Source organism: Duganella sp. Leaf61 (assembly GCF_001421905.1).
GTDB classification, from domain to species: Bacteria; Pseudomonadota; Gammaproteobacteria; order Burkholderiales; family Burkholderiaceae_D; genus Rugamonas; species Rugamonas zoogloeoides.
The window spans coordinates 62,326-79,013 of sequence record NZ_LMLM01000033.1; the positions used below are offsets into that span (position 1 = coordinate 62,326).

Here is a 16,688-nt window from a genome sequence, read left to right on the forward strand (position 1 = left end):
ATCATGCGGGGATTGCCCGATCTCGAAGGGGAACCCCTTGAACGACACGGAACTGCGCCAGACCTGCCACACCCTGCTGCCCGGCCACCGCCAACCGACGCCGGCGCAGCTGTTCGCCGCCATGTCCGAGTGGTGCAATGCCAACGACGTCACCCATGATATCTACGGCTGCGGACCGCTGATCCAGGAGTTCGAAGCCAAGGTGGCGCGCCTGCTGGGCTTCGAGTCGGCGCTGTTCTGCATCACCGGCACCATGGCGCAGGCGACCGCGCTGCGCCTGGCGTGCATGGAGCGCGGCAGCCGGCTGGTGGCGCTGCACCCTACCGCCCACATCCTCAGGCACGAACGCGGCAACCACCAGCTGTTCGACCACTTCCAGGCGCTGCAGATCGGTGATCCGCACCGGCCATGGTTAGTGGAAGACCTGCAAGGCATCCCCGACAAGCTGGGCGCGGCACTGCTGGAATTGCCGATGCGCGAAATCGGCGGCCAGTGCCCGTCTTGGGACGAACTGGCCGCCATCAAGGACTGCTGCCGCGATCAAGGCATTCACCTGCACATGGATGGCGCCCGGCTGTGGGAGACGGCGGCCGCCTACGGCCGCGACGTGGCGCAGATTGCCGCCGGCTTCAACACCGTCTATGTGTCGCTGTACAAGGGCATCGGCGGCATGGCCGGCGCCATGCTGGCGGGCGACGCCGCCTTCATCGACCGCGCCCGCGAATGGTTCCGTCGCCAGGGCGGCAATGTCTATCAACGCACGCCGTACGTGGTGGCCGCCGCCATGCAGTTCGACGCCCGCCTGGCCGCCATGCCCGACTACTTCCGTCGCACCGAATGGCTGTACCAGCAGTTGCGCAAGTACCCGCTGCTGGTACCGAATCCGGGGCGCCCGCACGCCAACATGCTGCACCTGCATTTGCCGGTAGCGCGCGACCATGCACTCGACATCCGCAACCGCATCGCCGGCCAGCACGGCGTGTGGCTGTTCAACGGCGCCCAGCACGCGGCGCTGCCCGGGCGCTGCTACGTCGAGCTGTACGTGGGCGACAACCTGCTGTACCTGCCGGACGCGCGGGTGCACGAGATCCTTGCCCTGTGGTCGCAAGCCCTGGCCGATCAATAACGCGGCTTCCGATCTTTATTCGCGTAATGGGGCCTGACCGGCTACACTGCGCGCTGTTGAACGATATCACTGCACATACCATGACTTTCCAAGCACTGGGCCTGATCGCCCCCCTCCTGCAAACGCTGGACACCCTGGGCTACAAGCAGCCGACGCCGGTCCAGAAGCAGGCGATTCCCGCCGTGCTGGCGGGCCGCGACCTGATGGCCGCCGCCCAAACCGGCACCGGCAAGACCGCCGGCTTCGCCCTGCCCATCCTGCAACGCCTGACCCTGGAAGGCGAGAATGCGCCCACGGCCGTGCGCTGCCTGGTGCTGGCCCCTACCCGCGAGCTGGCCGAACAGGTGTTCGAGAGCTTCCGCAGCTACGGCGGCAACTTGCCGCTGCGCGCCGCTGTCGCCTACGGCGGCGTGCCGATCGAGCCGCAGATCGCCAAGCTGCGCAAGGGGCTCGATGTGCTGGTGGCCACGCCCGGCCGCCTGATCGATTTGCTCGACCAGGGCGCGGTGAGCTTCAAGCAGCTGCAAACGCTGGTGCTCGACGAAGCGGACCGCATGCTGGACCTGGGGTTCGAGCGCGACCTCGATATCCTGCTGGCGGCGCTGCCGAAACAGCGCCAGACCTTGCTGTTTTCCGCCACGTTCTCGGACGAGATCCGCAAGCTGACCAAGAGTTTGCTCAAGGACCCGGTCACCGTGCAGGTCGAGGCCAGCAACTCGATCACCAAGTCGGTACGTCAATGGCTGATCCCGACCGACAAGCGCAGGAAGCCGGAATTGCTGCTGCACCTGCTGGCCAAATTCGGCTGGCGCCAGGCGCTGGTGTTCGTCAAAACCCGCAAGGGCGCCGAGCTGCTGGTCAAAACCCTGCACGACCACGGCATCACGGCCGACACCATCCACGGCGACAAGACCCAGCCGGCGCGCCTGAAAGCCCTGGCCCGGTTTAAAAAGGCCGAAGTGCAGCTGCTCGTGGCCACCGACGTTGCCGCGCGCGGTCTCGATATCGAGGCGCTGCCGCAAGTGGTCAATTTCGACCTGCCCTCGGTGGCGGAAGATTACATCCACCGCATCGGCCGCACCGGCCGCGCGGGCCTCGGAGGCGAAGCGATTTCGCTGGTGTGCGCCGATGAAGCGGACATGTTGAAAGCCATCGAAACCATGACACGCCAGGTGATCGCGCGCTTCGAGGAGCCGGGCTTCGAGGCCGACCACCGGGTGCCGGAAACCGCGCCTGCCGCAGCGGCGGCAGCAGCGGCGAAAAAAGCTGCTGCTGCGGCGCCGGGCAAGAAGAAGCGGCCGTTTACGGGGCCGGCGGGTGGCAAGGAGGCGGCGCGAGCGCCTTCAGCAGCTCCTTCGCCTGCGGCTGGTCGCAACGGCAAGGCAGCGGCATCGGCTGGCGGCGCCAAAGGGGTTGCCGGCGGTGGCAAGCCAGCGACGCGCGCGCCGTCCGGCCCGGCCGCTGGTGGCAGCAAGCCTGGGTCCCGGTCGCCGGCCAAGGCGGCTGCGCCACAAGGCGCCATCGTGGTCACCGGAGGGCGCGGCGCCAAATCGCTGGCGCGCGCTGCCGGCAAGGTCATGGCGCAGGCAGGAAGCCGCAAGCCCAAGGCTGGCCCACGCTAAGCTTCGACGTTGAAGGTGCGGTCCTGCTAAAATACCCGCCTTCGGGTATTCCCGATCCCCGGGATGGCACCGACAAAGCGTGCTTCCGCACCACGTTGGAGATTCAAATGAAGCAATACCTGGACCTGATCCAAACCATCCTCGACACCGGCAGCTGGCAGGACAACCGCACCGGCATCCGCACCCTCAGCGTTCCCGGCGCCATGATGCGCTTCGACCTGCGCGAAGGTTTTCCGGCCGTGACCACCAAGCGGCTGGCGTTCAAGTCCGTGATCGGCGAGCTGTGCGCTTTCATGCGCGCTTCGCGCAACGCGGCCGAGTTCCGCGCGCTGGGCTGCAAGGTCTGGGATCAGAATGCCAACGAAAACCAGCAGTGGCTCGATAATCCGTACCGCCTCGGTGAAGACGATCTTGGACCCGTGTATGGTGTGCAGTGGCGCCAGTGGCCCGGCTTCAAGCTGCTGGACGTGGACCAGCACGCGCAAATCGCCGACGCCCAGAAGAACGGCTTCCGCCTGATCTCGCAATTCGAAGACAACGGCGCGACCAAGGTGCTGCTGCATAAGTCGATCGACCAGCTGCGCGAATGCCTCGACACCATCGTCAACAACCCGGGCAGCCGCCGCATCCTGTTCCACGGCTGGAACCCGGCGGTGCTCGATTCGGTCGCCCTGCCCGCGTGCCATTTGCTGTACCAGTTCATCCCGAATCCGACCACGCGCGAGCTGTCGATGTGCCTGTACGTGCGCTCGAACGACCTGGGACTGGGTACGCCGTTCAACCTGGCCGAGGGCGCCGCGCTGATGCACCTGGTGGGCCGCCTCACCGGCTACACGCCGCGCTGGTTCAGCTACTTCATCGGCGATGCGCACATCTACGAGAACCACATGGACATGGTCAAGGAGCAGCTCACCCGCACGCCGTTCGCGGCGCCGCAGCTGCGCATCTCGGACCGCGTGCCGGACTTCGCCAGCACCGGCAAGTACGAGCCGGAATGGCTGGAAAAAATCGAACCATCCGACTTCTCGCTCGAAGGCTACGAACACCACGCGCCGCTCACCGCGCCCATGGCGGTATGACGGACCGGAAAAATCGTCTCGACCTGATCCCAGGTACGCTGTGCGACGAGCGCATGTGGTCGCGCGTGGCGCCGCTGCTGGGCGGTTTCGACCTGAATCACGTGCCGTTGCACAAGGCACGCACGCGCGAGCAGATGCGCGAACTGATCGCCGCGCACAGCGCCCCAAAAACCAACCTGGTGGGATTTTCGCTGGGCGCCTACCTGGCCGTGGAATACGCGGTGGCGCACCCGGAGCGCATCGGGACGCTGGTCCTGATCGCCAACTCCTGCAAGGGTTTGCTGCCGACGGAAGCGCAAGCGCGCAAGCGCATTGTCGCCATGCTGGAAAAGAATGCCTATTCGGGCATGACGCGCCAGCGCCTGCGCGAGCTGCTGCATCCCGCTCACATGGCCGACGAGTCGATCACCGGCGTGATCCAGCAAATGGCCGTGGACCTGGGTAAAGAGGTGCTGCTGGCGCAGTTCACCACCACCATCGACCGCGTCGATTACATGGACCGGCTGCAAGAGTTGCCGTTCCCGGTGCTGATTGTGGGCGCCGACGGCGACCAGCTGGTACCTGCAGCCGATCTGCGCGACATGGCCTCACGCCTGCCCGCTGCGCGGCTGGAGATGATTGCGCAAGACACAGGGCACATGATTCCGCTGGAAGCGCCCGAGCCGCTGGCAGACCTGCTGAACGCGTTCTACCGATGAACGACTGCACCATGAAAAAAGCCTGCGATCACCGCAGGCTTTTTTTTCGGGCCTGATTACATCAGGCCTTCTTGGCCAGGCTCAGCAAATCCACGACCTTCAACCCCGCCACATCCTTGGTCACATCGCCGACAAACGCCGCGCGGCTAGGTTCGCCGTTCTTGAGCCAGGTGCGCACCGCAGTGCGGATCTGGTCCATGCTGCACGTGAGCACCTCGGTGCGGAAGCGCTGGCGCAGGGCCTGGTCGATGCCACGGCGTTTCAGGCCCCAGGCGTGCAGCACCTGGTCGTACGGCGAGTTGGGCTTGTCCATGCCCTTGATCACGCAGATGATCGCCTCTTCCAGCATCTCCTGCGAGAACTCGCCGGTGAGCAGGTCGTCGATGGCGGTATCGAAGTCGGCATAGGTTTCGCCCAGGCGCGGATCGCGGTACGACGCCATCAGGAAAGTGCCGGTGCCGCCGTTGTAGCCGGCGTTGCCGCCGTAGGCACCACCTTTTTCGCGCAGCGCCACGTGCAGCAGCTGGTTGGTCATCAGTTCGGCGGCAACTGCCAACGCTGCGGCGCCATCTTCCTGCATCATCGGGGCGCGGTACGACACCACGCAGTGGTTGATCTGGCTGACCGCGTGCAGGCCGGCGTTTTCCAGCGCGATGGCTTCCAGCTTGGGCGCCACGGCGGGTACGGCCGCTTGCGAGGCCGGCAACTTGAGCAGGCGGCCCAGCGCTTCACCGTCATTACCGGCGCCGGCAGCGAGCACGGTCGGAGTGATGGCGATCACGCGCTGGTGCAGTGCATTCAGGCGACCGGCGATGTGCGCAAGGCCTTCCGGCGTTTTGCTCAGTTCCAGCAGCTCGCCCTGGAACGCCAGGCTGGCGGCGCCGCTGACGATATCCTCGAAGCGGCGCAGCACCGACAATGGCGCAGCGGCAGTGAGCATGGCGTAGCGGTTACCCGACTGCGCCAGGCCGTTCAGGCGGTCCTGCACCTGGCTGTCGATCAGGAACGCCAGGCGCTCATGCTCGTCGAAGCGCGCTTCGGCCAGGCTGCGCGAGACCAGTTGCGCGATGTTCGCGTGTTCTTCGCGCAGGCCGCTGGCGGAGAACCACAGTTCCATGCTCAGGTGGCCGCCCGGGTGCTGGGTGGCGTCGAAATTGAGGTCGTACGAAGGGGCCATGCGCTGGCGCCAGGCATCGGCGTCTTCGTAGTCCATGTCGCCCACGCCCAGTTGCGTGACCAGGTCCACCCACAGGCGCAGCCACGGCCAGTCTTCGACCGCGAAGCCGGAAACGTCATAGCTGACGCGCAGATACGACAGACCATTGGAGGCAATCTCGAACGGCAGCACGATGGCGTCGCCGGCGTCGGCCAATGGCGACGGCAGCGGCAACGCAGCGCGCGGCTCGGCGCTGACGTCGCTTGGGCGGATACGCGGCAGCACGTCGGAGTTCGACGGCAGCTGCTGGTGCGCTTCAAGTTGGGCCGATTCCTGCTCGATGCGGGCACGCTCCGCGTCGGTCAGGGCGCGCGTGCGCTCTTCCAGGCGGGCTTCCTCGACCGCGTCGCGCTTCTTGAAGTAGTCGGCGTCCGGCAACACGCGGGTGGTCAGGCGGGTAGGATTGTCGAGCAGCTTGCGCACCAGGCCCTTGAAGTAAGCCGGATCCGCGATTGCCTGTTCCAGCTTGACCAGGTGCTCTTCGTTGTCGAAGGCGAGGAACACGTCGCCGTCGCGCATCGAGATCGGCAGCGCGTTCAGCAGGCGCGACAGCGCGTTGGGCATGCGGCCCGATGCGGTATCGCGCTGGCTGTAGCGCACGTCGCGCAAGGCCGCCTGCAGCGATTCGGTCGGCACGCCCTCTTCCGCGGCGCGCTCCAGCGCGGCCCAGATGCGGGCGCGCGCTTCTTCGATCTGCGGTTCGGTCAGGCCTTCCATGCCGAGGTGGAAAATCATCTGGCGCGGACCGTTGTCCTGGCCATTGAGCGCGGACGGACGACCGAAGCCGGCCGATTCCATGGCCTTCATGACCGGCGACGACGAGTCACCCAACAGGCCGGAAGACAGCAGGTAGGTATTGAAGAACACATCGATGTCGGACGATTCGCCCATCAGCCACGTGAGCTGCACACCGTGTTCGTCGGGCTTGGCGGTTTGCGACGGGATGCGCACTTCGTTCGATTTCGGCTCAGTCCAGGCGGCGGCCAGTTCGGGCAGCATGCGCGGCGCGGTCGATGCCGGCAGCTTGGACAGCACTTTTTCCTCGATCTGCTGCTGCACTTCCACCGCGCTGATATCGCCGGCGGTCATGAACACGGCTTGCGACGGGTGGTAATGGCTGGCGTGGAAGTCCTTGAGCATCTGGTGCGTCAGTTCCGGGATCACCAACGGATCGCCGCCCGATTCGACTTCGTACGTGGTGCCGGCCAGCAGCGTGTGCTCGATGCCGCTGTACAGCGCGCGGATCGGATCGTTGAAGGCGCCCTTCATTTCGTTGAACACCACGCCCTGGTAACCGAGCTTGCCGTCCTTGAGAACGTAGCGCCAGCCTTCCTGCAGGAAGTTCAGGTAGTCGAGGTTGGGGAAGAACGTGGCGTCGAGGTACACGTCGAGCAGGTTGTAGAAATCCTTGCTGTCGGTGCTCGAGAACGGATAGACGGTGCGGTCGGCGTAGGTGAACGCGTTCATGAACGTGGCCGTGGACCGGCGCATCATCGAGAAGAACGGGTCGCGCACCGGGTAGCGCTGCGAGCCGCACAGCGACAGGTGCTCCAGAATGTGGGCACGGCCGTCGCTGACATCGGGCACGGTGGGGAACGCCACGAGAAACACCTTTTCCGCCTGGTCGCTGGCGAGGTGAATGTGGCGCGCACCGGTGCGCGGTGAAATGTATTCTTCTACGGTGGCTTGCAGCGCGGGGATCACGCGGCTGCCGATTTTTTCAAAAGTCGTCGTCATAGGCACTCGGTTGGGCTTTTCGTTAGGCTAAAAAAGCCGGATTTCAGAGGGTGGTACGTATCACACAGTGTAACGCAGATCGGCAATCTCGTCGGACAAGGCGTACGACCGGGTGCACCTGCCTCGCTGTCGAATGGCCGCACCCGCCGATTTCCGCGATAATGTCGGCTATTCCATCCCAGAACCGGTATTTTCATGCGTAACCTGACCATCATCGTCGCCACCGACCAGCAACGCGGCATCGGCATCAACAACACCCTGCCCTGGAAGCTGCCGGAAGACCTGGCGCATTTCAAGCGCCTCACCACCGGCCATCCGATCATCATGGGCCGCAAGACGTTCGAATCGATCGGCCGCCCGCTGCCCAACCGCCGCAATATCGTCGTCACCCGCAACGCGGACTGGCGCCACGAGGGCGCCGAGACGGTCGCCTCGCTCGAGGAGGCAGTAGCGTTATTGGATGGCACGGACGGCTATGTCATCGGCGGCGCCGAGATTTACGCCCAGTCGATGGCGCTGGCTACCACCCTGGTCGTCACCGAAATCGGCCAGACCTTCGCTTGCGACGCCTTTTTCCCGGAAATCGACGCCGCCGCCTGGCAGGAAACCGCGCGCGAAAGCCATGTTGCGGCCGCATCCGGCCTGCCCTACGCGTTTGTCACGTACAGCCGGCACGGATAAATACCGCTTGTACCGCATAATGTAACAATGCGGTCACACCGGTGCGGCATTCTGCCCGGGTTTGGCCGTATTTAGATATGATATTTTTTCCCCGCAGCGGCTGCATTTCTGCGAGAATCCCGTTCTTATTTTTTTCGGCGACGCTGTACTACAGTGGTCGCGCCCAGGGCCGCCCCTTATACAAAGAGTTGGGCGGCTTGCTTTTTTGGAGACATGCATGAAATTTCGTTTCCCCATCGTCATCATCGACGAGGATTTCCGTTCCGAGAACACGTCCGGTTTAGGCATTCGTGCCCTGGCCGATGCGATGGAAAAAGAAGGCATGGAAGTGGTGGGCGTGACCAGCTACGGCGACCTGTCCCAGTTCGCCCAGCAGCAGTCGCGCGCGTCGGCCTTCGTGCTGTCGATCGACGACGAGGAATTCGGCGCCGGCTCGTTCGAGGAAACCGACGTGGCGCTCAAATCGCTGCGCGCGTTCGTCGAAGAGATCCGCCATAAAAACGCCGACATCCCGATCTACCTGTACGGCGAAACCCGCACTTCGCGCCACATCCCCAACGATATCCTGCGCGAACTGCACGGCTTCATCCACATGTTCGAGGACACGCCGGAATTCGTGGCGCGCCACATTATCCGCGAAGCCAAGTCCTACCTCGACGGCCTGGCGCCGCCGTTCTTCCGCGCGCTGGTGGAATACGCCAACGACGGTTCGTACTCGTGGCACTGCCCCGGCCACTCGGGCGGCGTGGCGTTCCTGAAATCGCCGATCGGCCAGATGTTCCACCAGTTTTTTGGCGAGAACATGCTGCGCGCCGACGTCTGCAACGCCGTCGAAGAACTGGGCCAGCTGCTCGACCACACCGGTCCGGTGGCCAAGTCCGAGCGCAATGCCGCGCGCATCTTCAACGCCGACCACTGCTACTTCGTGACCAACGGCACCTCCACGTCAAACAAGATGGTGTGGCACTCCACCGTGGCGCCGGGCGACATCGTGGTCGTCGACCGTAACTGCCACAAGTCGATTCTGCACTCGATCATCATGTGCGGCGCGATCCCCGTGTTCCTGATGCCTACCCGGAATCACCTGGGCATCATCGGCCCGATCCCGCTGGCCGAATTCTCGATGGAGAGCATCCGCCGCAAGATCGAAGCCAACCCGTTCGCGCGCGAAGCCGTCAACAAGAAGCCGCGCATCCTGACGATCACGCAATCGACCTACGACGGCGTGGTGTACAACGTTGAAACCCTGCGCGAACTGCTCGACGGCCAGATCGACACCCTGCACTTCGACGAAGCCTGGCTGCCGCACGCCACCTTCCACGATTTTTACAAGGACATGCACGCGATCGGCAAAGACCGTCCGCGCGCCAAGGAGTCGATGATCTTCTCGACCCAATCGACCCACAAGCTGCTTGCCGGCCTGTCGCAGGCCTCGCAAGTGCTGGTACGTGAATCGGAGTCGGTCAAGCTGGACCGCGACGCCTTCAACGAGGCGTACCTGATGCACACGTCCACCTCGCCGCAGTACTCGATCATCGCTTCGTGCGACGTCGCCGCTGCCATGATGGAGGCGCCGGGCGGCACCGCGCTGGTGGAAGAATCTATCCTCGAAGCGCTGGACTTCCGCCGCGCCATGAAGAAGATCGACGCCGAGTGGGGCAAGGACTGGTGGTTCAAGGTATGGGGCCCGCAGGAGTTTGCCGAAGAAGGCATCGGCTCGCGCGAAGACTGGGTGATCAAGGCGGAAGACGACTGGCACGGCTTCGGCGACCTGGCGCCCAACTTCAACATGCTCGACCCGATCAAGGCCACCATCGTCAACCCGGGCCTGTCGCTCGACGGCCAGTTTGCCGACAGCGGCATTCCGGCATCGATCGTCACCAAGTACCTGGCCGAACACGGCGTGATCATCGAGAAGTGCGGCCTGTACTCGTTCTTCATCATGTTCACCATCGGCATCACCAAGGGCCGCTGGAACACGCTGCTGACGGCGCTGCAGCAGTTCAAGGACGACTACGACAAGAACCAGCCGATGTGGCGCATCCTGCCCGAGTTCGCGGCGGCCAACCCGACCTACGAGTCGATGGGCCTGCGCGACCTGTGCCAGCAGATCCACGACTTCTACAAGGCCTACGACGTGGCGCGCCTCACCACCGAGATGTACTTGTCGGACATGATCCCGGCCATGAAGCCGTCGGACGCGTTTGCCAAGATGGCACACCGCGAAATCGAGCGCGTGGCGATCGAAGACCTGGAAGGCCGCATCACGTCGATCCTGCTCACGCCTTACCCACCGGGCATTCCGCTGTTGATCCCGGGCGAGCGTTTCAACAAGACTATCGTCGATTACCTGCGCTTCGCGCGCGATTTCAACGAGCGCTTCCCCGGCTTCGAAACCGACGTGCACGGCCTGGTGAAACGCGAAGTGGACGGCAAGCGCGGTTACTTCGTCGATTGCGTGAAACAGTGATGTAGCGGGCAGTGTTTACTGCCTCACACTGCACGAGAGAGAGCGGCTTCGGCCGCTCTTTTTTTATGCTAAATTGGTTCTACGGACATGTTGTCCGAACGCTCCTGTCGTTCGCAGGCCAAGAGAGATAAACGTATGCGCCTGATCATTGCACTGCTGCTGCCGTGGCTCACCTTTTTCACCATCGGTCGTCCGATGGCTGGCATTATTTGCCTGATCCTGCAAGTCACGGTGATCGGCTGGCTGCCCGCCGCGATCTGGGCCGTGTACGCGCTGAGCCAGTACAAGACCGACCAGAAAATCCGCAACGCCATGGGCGGACGGTAAGCAATAAAGGCAGCCTCGGCTGCCTTTATCGTGCTGCTGACGTTTAGTCGTCGTCAGGCCGATACACCCACCGTCAGCGTCGCCACGTAGCCATCGGTGACATTGCCGGTGACGGTCACCGTTTGCAGCGTTGCGCCGTCGCTGAACACATTGTCCGTCGCCAGGCTGATCGCCGCCATATTACGCACGCTGGCGCTGTAGCCGGTGGTGGCGTACACGGCATTGCTGGCCGCATCCGGGAACGCGAACTGCGACGTCTTGAGGCGGTTCGAGGCGCTGGTAGCCGCCGCCAGCGTGCGGTACACCTCGAAGTGAACGTGCGGTACCCGGCCCGAATAGCAGCCCGGATAAACCGACGTAAAACTCACATTGCCACTGCTGTCACTCACCTGCACACCGCGCAGGTAGTTTTGCGTGGTTACGCCGCTCGAGTACAGCGAGTAGTTACCATCGCGGTCGCAGTGCCACAGGTACACGGCAAAGCCTTCCAGCGTGGCGCAACTGCCGTTTACATTGACGATCTGCAGCTTGATGGTCAGCGGGATACCGGCCGCCGTGCCGGTGGCGCCATTGAAGCTGCTGCGAATATCGCTGCGCACCACGCCCGACTGCGTGAGCACGTTGACTACGCCGCTGGCGTTGCTGTTGGTACCGTCGGCCGGATACGGACCGCCGGTTTCTTCCGGAATCACCGAGCACGAACCGGTCGGCGTGGTAGTGGTCACGGGCGTGGTGGTGGTGCCGGTTGCCGGCGTAGTCGTGTTCGTGCCGGTCGAGGTGTCCCCATCCGAACCACCGCCGCAACCGAGGATCGGCAGTGCCGACGCGCCGGCCAGCAGCCAGCGCAAGGTCTGGCGGCGGTCGCTGTTCAGGTTGAGCATGGCGGCCAGGTCGGCGGCCAGGCTGTGGTCGTGGTGGCTATAGTGGCCATCGTGGCTATCGTGGTTATGCATGAGGCTTACTCCCTGTTTTTCGTTTAATGTGTTCTGCTGAAGGTGGCTCGCTGCGACGGCTGCGCGATCAGGGACGCTGGCGGCGTGGCCGGTCGTCGGGGCGTTCCTGGTCTTGTTGCTTGCGCTGCTCGGGCGTGAGCACGGCCAGCAATTTCTGTCGGGTACGCACGTGCTGCAATGTGATGTTGGCGCTGGCCGTGGCCGCCGCCTGGGCCAGTGCGGCAGCCTTGGCGTCGTCGTACTTGTCGCCGTCGGCCAAGGCGCGCAACGCTTCCTGGGCCTTGCCCGCCGCCTTGGCCTGCTCGCGCAAGTACGGTTTTTCGGCATGCAGGATGGCGAAGATATTATCTTCCTGGGCCTCGGTCAGTTCGACGCCACGGAACAGCGGCGCCTGCGGGCCGAAGCCCGGGCCGGGGCCGGGTCCGAAGCTGAAACCCGCGCCTGGCGGCGGGCCCATCGGACCACGGCCGCCGGCGCCGCCGTCGGGACCATCAGGACCGTCACCGTGGCCGCCGCCCCGCCCTTCTTCCATGGCGGGCCGATGGTCGGCACTCATATCGGCCGAGCGCACGGCGCTGGTGACGGACAACAATGGCAGCGCGACAGCAGCAGCCAGCAGGAGGTGGTTCAAACGGTGCGTGGAGTTTTTCATGCGTTCATCCATGGTTGCTAAGCGAACCAGTATTTTCCGGTCGCCCCGGTTTAAGTGCCGTAAAGCTCCGGTAAAACAAGGTAAAGATGTTGTTTTGATAGCCCATTTCCGCAAAGTAACGCGTTGTAAAACCGGGTAAAACGGCGCTGGCACGCCGAAGGCGCTGTTATGATGGGCGATCCCCATAGAAAGAATCGCTGCACATGAAGAGCAAAGTACTGCTGATAGACGACGACATCGAACTGGTCGGCATGTTCAAGGAATACCTGGAACAGGAAGGTTTCGACGTCAAGGCCGTGCACGATGGCGAGGCCGGCACCATCGAGGCGAGTACCGGTGCCTATGCGATCGCCATTCTCGATGTCATGATGCCGCGCATGAACGGCCTGGAAACCCTGCGCCGCATCCGCACCAACAGCCAGTTGCCGATCCTGATGCTGACCGGCCGCGGCGACGACACCGACCGCATCGTGGGCCTGGAGCTGGGCGCCGACGATTACGTCGCCAAGCCGTGCACCCCACGCGAACTGACTGCGCGCATCCGCGCCATCCTGCGCCGCGCCCACAGCGTGCCGGCCGATAGCGGCAACGCTTCGGCCATCGTGGTGGGCCAGCTGACCATGTGGCCGGAACAACGGCGCGCCACCTGGGCCGGCGGCAAGCTGGAGCTGACCAGCACCGAATTCAACCTGCTCGAAGTGCTGGCCCGCAACGCCGGCCGCCCGGTCAGCAAGAACACCCTGTCGGAACAGGGCCTGGGCCGCCCGCTGGCGCGCTTCGACCGCAACATCGACGTTCACCTCTCGAGCCTGCGCCACAAGCTCGGCACCATCGCCGACGGCCGCTCGTGCCTGCAAACCGTGTACCGCCTGGGCTATCAGCTGATCAAGGAGTAAGCCTGTGGGCCGTTTGTTTTGGAAGTTCTTCGTGTGCATCCTGCTGGCGCAACTGGCGGCCACCGTGGGCATCGGCGGCGCGGTGTGGCTCAAGAACCGCAACCAGCAGGCCGAGCAAACCGACATTGACACCAGCCCGCCGGCGGAGATGGCAATCAATTCCGCTGCCGCCACGCTCGAGTTTGGCGGCGCCAACGCCCTCAAGCGCATGCTGGAAAACATGGACCGCCGCCGCGTGTACGCCGTCAACGATGCCGGTCGTGAGCTGCTGGGGCGCATCGTCAGCGACGCCATGCTGCGCGAATCGCGCGCCCTGCTGCGCGACGAAGAGCGCCGCCGCGTGGTGCGCCATGTCTATGATCCGCAAGGCAACCGCTACCTGCTGTTCCTGCCGTCGTCGGAACGGATGCGCGGCTACGACAAGGAGCGTTCGCTGCTCGGCATCAACGACCGCGACGTGCGCATGTTCATGAACCGCGAGGGTATGCCCGGTGGCCAGCCGCCGCCACGCTGGGAGCAGCCGGGGCAACCGAACCGGACCGGCGGACCAGGAGGCCAGATGAATCCCGGCGGAGCGCCAGGCGCCGAGCTGCGCGGGCCGCCCGGCAGCGACATGCGCGGACCGATGGGCCCGCGCTTCCAGCCGCTCACGCCGTGGGTGCCGCTGGTGGCGGCCGTGCTGGCCAGCCTGCTGTTCTCGTTCCTGCTGGCCTGGTATTTTTCGCGCCCGATCCGGGCGCTGCGCCAGGCGTTCGACGCTGCCGCCGGCGGCGATCTGTCGCCGCGCTTTGTCAATGCCACCGGCAAGCGCGGTACCGAACTCAACGACTTGGGCCGCGACTTCGACCGCATGACCGCGCGCCTGCGCAGCCTGATCGACGGCCAGACCCGCCTGCTGCACGACGTCTCGCACGAACTGCGCTCGCCGCTGGCGCGCCTGCAGGCGGCCATCGGCCTGGCCCACCAGCAGCCCGACAAGATGGCCGCGTCGATGGAGCGGGTGGAGCGCGAAAGCGTACGCATGGACAAGCTGGTCGGTGAACTGCTCACCCTGGCCCGCCTGGAAGCGGGCGCCATCAAGGCCAGCCAGGAAGAAATCAGCATGGCCGACCTGATCGACCAGATTGCCGATGACGCCCGATTCGAGGCGACCAGCCAGCAGCGCAGCGTGACGCAGCACGGCGAAGCCGACGTGGTCGTCATCGGCCAGACCGACCTGCTGGGCCGCGCCATCGAAAACGTGGTGCGCAACGCCATCAAGCACAGCCCGGAGGGGGGCGAGGTACAACTGCAAGTGCAGACGCTGCCCGGTGCGCAACGCCTGTCGATACGCGTGCTGGACCGTGGCCCCGGCGTGGCGCCAGCCGACCTCGACACCATCTTCCAACCGTTCTTCCGTTCCAGCAACGCCAGCACCGAAGGCCACGGCCTGGGCCTGGCAATTGCCCAGCACGTGATCGAAGCGCATGGCGGTGTCATCCGTGCCAGCAATCGCGAAGGTGGCGGGCTGTGCGTGGAGATCATCTTGCCGGTCAAGCCGATTTGAGCCATGGATGAATCATTTGCCCCGCGCCTGCGCCACCGTGTGCTGGAATTTCCGCTCCACCACATGCGCGGCGGGACCTCCACCGGGCTGGTGCTGTGGGAGCGCTGGTCACCGCAGGACCTGGCACTGCGCGAAGAACTGCTGCGCCACCTGATGGGCGTGCCGCTGGCCGGGCAAAACGACCGCAACAAGCAGATCACCGGCCTGGGACGCGGCAGCCCCACCAGCAACAAGGTGTTCTTCGCCGCGATCGAACCGGACCCGGAAGGCAATGTGCTGGTCAGCACGCTGGCCCAGCTGGCGCACAACCACGGCGCCATCGACTGGAGCGTTAATTGCGGCAATATGTCGGCTGCCCTGCAGTTGTGGGCAACCGATAGCGGTCTGGTGACTTCAAAGGCGGATCTTCGGATACGCAACACCAACACGGGCGTGACCACCGTCTCGCGCATGCAGGCGGCGCCTGACGGCAGCTTCGTCACCGCCGAGATACCGGGCGTCGATGGCGCCTACCCGGCCGTGGACCTGTTCATGCAATCGCCCGTGGGTGCCAAGACCGGTCGGCTGCTGCCCACCGGCAACGTGGTCGATCTGATCGACGGCTATTCGGTGTCGTGCGTGGATGTGGCGGTGCCGATGGTGATCTGCGATGCGGCCGAGCTGGGCAAGACCGCGCACGAATCGATCGCCGAACTCGATGCCGACCCGGTCTTCAAGCAAACCTTGCAGCGCCTTTGGGTGGCAGCGGGCTTGCGCATGGGCTTGCGCCGGCGCGATGGGGCCCTGATGACCGAAGACGAGCTGGCGCGCAGCGAAACCATCCCCAAGATTTGCATCGTCGGCGCGCCGCAAGCAGGCGGCAATATCGCCACCCGCTACTTCACGCCGCAACTGGGGCACGCGTCGATGGCGGTATCCGGCGGTTGTTGCCTGGCGGCGGCCGTGCTGGTGCCGGGCTCGGTGGCGCAGCGGGCGGCGCACGGCGTGCCGTCGCTCGGCGGTGCGTTTGCCGACGTGGAGGTCGGCATCGAAAATCCGGCCGGCATCCTCGATGCGACTGTGGTGGCGCGCATGGCGGCCGGGCTGCCCGAGATCCGTAGCGCCGCCTACCGGCGCAGCGCCCAGGTGCTGTTGCGCGGCCATGTGCCGTTGTACCGGGCGTCGGCGGCGCTGGTGGCCGCCGTCATGGAGCGTGTCGCCTGAGAACAATTCTAAGCCGTCGTATCGATGATGGAACCGAGCGTGTCGTAGCGTGACTTGACGGCGCTGGTACTGGTACTGGTGGCGGTTGCCGTGTCGGTGGTGGCGGTATCGGCTGCCGTGGCCGAGGCTGCCGAAGCGGCCTGCTGTTGCTGTGCCTTCTGCGCGGCCTGCGCCTGCAACTGGGCGATTTGCTGCTGGAGCGCGTCCACCTGCGTTTGCAGCAGCTTGGCCTTGGCCTGGCCCGTCTCGGAAGTATCCTTGTTCGCCTCCGTCAAATCCTTCTGCAGCGCCTGCATCTGCTTTTGCAGGTTGGCGATGGTGCTGCTTTCCGACGATGCGCCGCTCGTGCTCACCGCTGCCGTGCTCGATCCTACTGCTGATACCATTTTTTGCTCCCTGACGTTTCTGTTAAACAGTTAACGGCAAAGCAAATGCGGGCCGAAGCCCGCGTCATGTAAAGCGATGTAAAGCAGCGTTAAGAC

The 16,688-nt window shown here is 64.5% G+C and carries 14 protein-coding genes; 10 read left to right on the forward strand and 4 right to left on the reverse strand.

Annotated features, from left to right (window positions below; all coding sequences use genetic code 11):
* Positions 1-37 precede the first annotated feature (37 nt).
* The 4 genes from ASF04_RS25455 (at position 38) to ASF04_RS25470 (ending at position 4,525) form a co-directional block, all read left to right on the forward strand.
* A complete protein-coding gene (locus ASF04_RS25455; RefSeq protein WP_056148170.1) occupies positions 38-1,126 on the forward strand; it encodes a low specificity L-threonine aldolase in 1,089 nt (362 codons plus the stop codon).
* 80 nt (positions 1,127-1,206) lie between these two features.
* Positions 1,207-2,748, forward strand: coding sequence for a DEAD/DEAH box helicase (locus tag ASF04_RS25460; RefSeq protein WP_056148173.1), 1,542 nt, complete (start codon positions 1,207-1,209; stop codon positions 2,746-2,748).
* A 107-nt stretch (positions 2,749-2,855) separates the two neighbouring features.
* The gene (locus ASF04_RS25465) at positions 2,856-3,827 is read left to right on the forward strand and encodes a thymidylate synthase (protein WP_056148176.1); all 972 of its coding nucleotides are present in this window, start codon (positions 2,856-2,858) and stop codon (positions 3,825-3,827) included.
* Positions 3,824-4,525 (forward strand): alpha/beta fold hydrolase, encoded by a 702-nt coding sequence (locus tag ASF04_RS25470; protein WP_056148179.1) that lies wholly within the window; start codon positions 3,824-3,826, stop codon positions 4,523-4,525. The genes ASF04_RS25465 and ASF04_RS25470 overlap by 4 nt, the downstream gene beginning before the upstream one ends.
* A gap of 61 nt (positions 4,526-4,586) precedes the next feature.
* Here ASF04_RS25470 and ASF04_RS25475 read toward each other — a convergent pair whose 3' ends face one another.
* Positions 4,587-7,478: an insulinase family protein gene (locus ASF04_RS25475; RefSeq protein WP_056148182.1), complete on the reverse strand. Its 2,892-nt coding sequence runs from the start codon at positions 7,476-7,478 to the stop codon at positions 4,587-4,589.
* A 195-nt stretch (positions 7,479-7,673) separates the two neighbouring features.
* Here ASF04_RS25475 and ASF04_RS25480 point away from each other — a divergent pair, with 195 nt between their 5' ends.
* The 3 genes from ASF04_RS25480 (at position 7,674) to ASF04_RS25490 (ending at position 10,956) form a co-directional block, all read left to right on the forward strand.
* The gene (locus tag ASF04_RS25480; RefSeq protein WP_056148185.1) at positions 7,674-8,159 is read left to right on the forward strand and encodes a dihydrofolate reductase; all 486 of its coding nucleotides are present in this window, start codon (positions 7,674-7,676) and stop codon (positions 8,157-8,159) included.
* 217 nt (positions 8,160-8,376) lie between these two features.
* Complete coding sequence (locus tag ASF04_RS25485) at positions 8,377-10,629, forward strand: arginine/lysine/ornithine decarboxylase (protein ID WP_019920801.1); 2,253 nt, start codon at positions 8,377-8,379, stop codon at positions 10,627-10,629.
* A 135-nt stretch (positions 10,630-10,764) separates the two neighbouring features.
* Positions 10,765-10,956 (forward strand): YqaE/Pmp3 family membrane protein, encoded by a 192-nt coding sequence (locus ASF04_RS25490; protein ID WP_019920800.1) that lies wholly within the window; start codon positions 10,765-10,767, stop codon positions 10,954-10,956.
* 53 nt (positions 10,957-11,009) lie between these two features.
* Here ASF04_RS25490 and ASF04_RS25495 read toward each other — a convergent pair whose 3' ends face one another.
* Together ASF04_RS25495 and ASF04_RS25500 are read right to left on the reverse strand one after the other, a co-directional pair.
* Entirely contained in the window at positions 11,010-11,909 is a 900-nt protein-coding gene (locus tag ASF04_RS25495; protein ID WP_056148188.1) for an intradiol ring-cleavage dioxygenase, read from the reverse strand.
* 67 nt (positions 11,910-11,976) lie between these two features.
* Positions 11,977-12,561: a Spy/CpxP family protein refolding chaperone gene (locus ASF04_RS25500; protein ID WP_056148636.1), complete on the reverse strand. Its 585-nt coding sequence runs from the start codon at positions 12,559-12,561 to the stop codon at positions 11,977-11,979.
* Positions 12,562-12,764: 203 nt separating this feature from the next.
* On the opposite strand from ASF04_RS25500, the gene ASF04_RS25505 reads away from it, so the two are divergent.
* The 3 genes from ASF04_RS25505 to ASF04_RS25515 are packed head-to-tail and all read left to right on the forward strand — an operon-like array spanning position 12,765 to position 16,206.
* Positions 12,765-13,457, forward strand: coding sequence for a response regulator transcription factor (locus ASF04_RS25505; protein WP_019920796.1), 693 nt, complete (start codon positions 12,765-12,767; stop codon positions 13,455-13,457).
* A 4-nt stretch (positions 13,458-13,461) separates the two neighbouring features.
* The gene (locus ASF04_RS25510) at positions 13,462-15,003 is read left to right on the forward strand and encodes a cell wall metabolism sensor histidine kinase WalK (protein WP_056148191.1); all 1,542 of its coding nucleotides are present in this window, start codon (positions 13,462-13,464) and stop codon (positions 15,001-15,003) included.
* Between the two features lie 3 nt (positions 15,004-15,006).
* Complete coding sequence (locus ASF04_RS25515) at positions 15,007-16,206, forward strand: PrpF domain-containing protein (protein ID WP_056148194.1); 1,200 nt, start codon at positions 15,007-15,009, stop codon at positions 16,204-16,206.
* A gap of 8 nt (positions 16,207-16,214) precedes the next feature.
* On the opposite strand, the gene ASF04_RS25520 is transcribed toward ASF04_RS25515, so the two are convergent.
* Positions 16,215-16,592 carry a FlxA-like family protein gene (locus ASF04_RS25520; protein ID WP_082489021.1) on the reverse strand — a complete coding sequence of 126 codons (378 nt, stop codon included), beginning with the start codon at positions 16,590-16,592 and terminating at the stop codon, positions 16,215-16,217.
* Positions 16,593-16,688: the final 96 nt, after the last annotated feature.

What these genes read in the sequence shown, in the direction of transcription:
- ASF04_RS25460 (WP_056148173.1), top strand. Translation starts at nt 1,207, where the DNA reads ATGACTTTCCAAGCACTGGGCCTGATCGCCCCCCTCCTGCAAACGCTG.
- ASF04_RS25465 (WP_056148176.1), top strand. Translation starts at nt 2,856, where the DNA reads ATGAAGCAATACCTGGACCTGATCCAAACCATCCTCGACACCGGCAGC.
- ASF04_RS25470 (WP_056148179.1), top strand. Translation starts at nt 3,824, where the DNA reads ATGACGGACCGGAAAAATCGTCTCGACCTGATCCCAGGTACGCTGTGC.
- ASF04_RS25475 (WP_056148182.1), bottom strand. Translation starts at nt 7,478, where the DNA reads ATGACGACGACTTTTGAAAAAATCGGCAGCCGCGTGATCCCCGCGCTG.
- ASF04_RS25480 (WP_056148185.1), top strand. Translation starts at nt 7,674, where the DNA reads ATGCGTAACCTGACCATCATCGTCGCCACCGACCAGCAACGCGGCATC.
- ASF04_RS25485 (WP_019920801.1), top strand. Translation starts at nt 8,377, where the DNA reads ATGAAATTTCGTTTCCCCATCGTCATCATCGACGAGGATTTCCGTTCC.
- ASF04_RS25490 (WP_019920800.1), top strand. Translation starts at nt 10,765, where the DNA reads ATGCGCCTGATCATTGCACTGCTGCTGCCGTGGCTCACCTTTTTCACC.
- ASF04_RS25495 (WP_056148188.1), bottom strand. Translation starts at nt 11,909, where the DNA reads ATGCATAACCACGATAGCCACGATGGCCACTATAGCCACCACGACCAC.
- ASF04_RS25500 (WP_056148636.1), bottom strand. Translation starts at nt 12,561, where the DNA reads ATGAAAAACTCCACGCACCGTTTGAACCACCTCCTGCTGGCTGCTGCT.
- ASF04_RS25505 (WP_019920796.1), top strand. Translation starts at nt 12,765, where the DNA reads ATGAAGAGCAAAGTACTGCTGATAGACGACGACATCGAACTGGTCGGC.
- ASF04_RS25515 (WP_056148194.1), top strand. Translation starts at nt 15,007, where the DNA reads ATGGATGAATCATTTGCCCCGCGCCTGCGCCACCGTGTGCTGGAATTT.
- ASF04_RS25520 (WP_082489021.1), bottom strand. Translation starts at nt 16,592, where the DNA reads ATGGTATCAGCAGTAGGATCGAGCACGGCAGCGGTGAGCACGAGCGGC.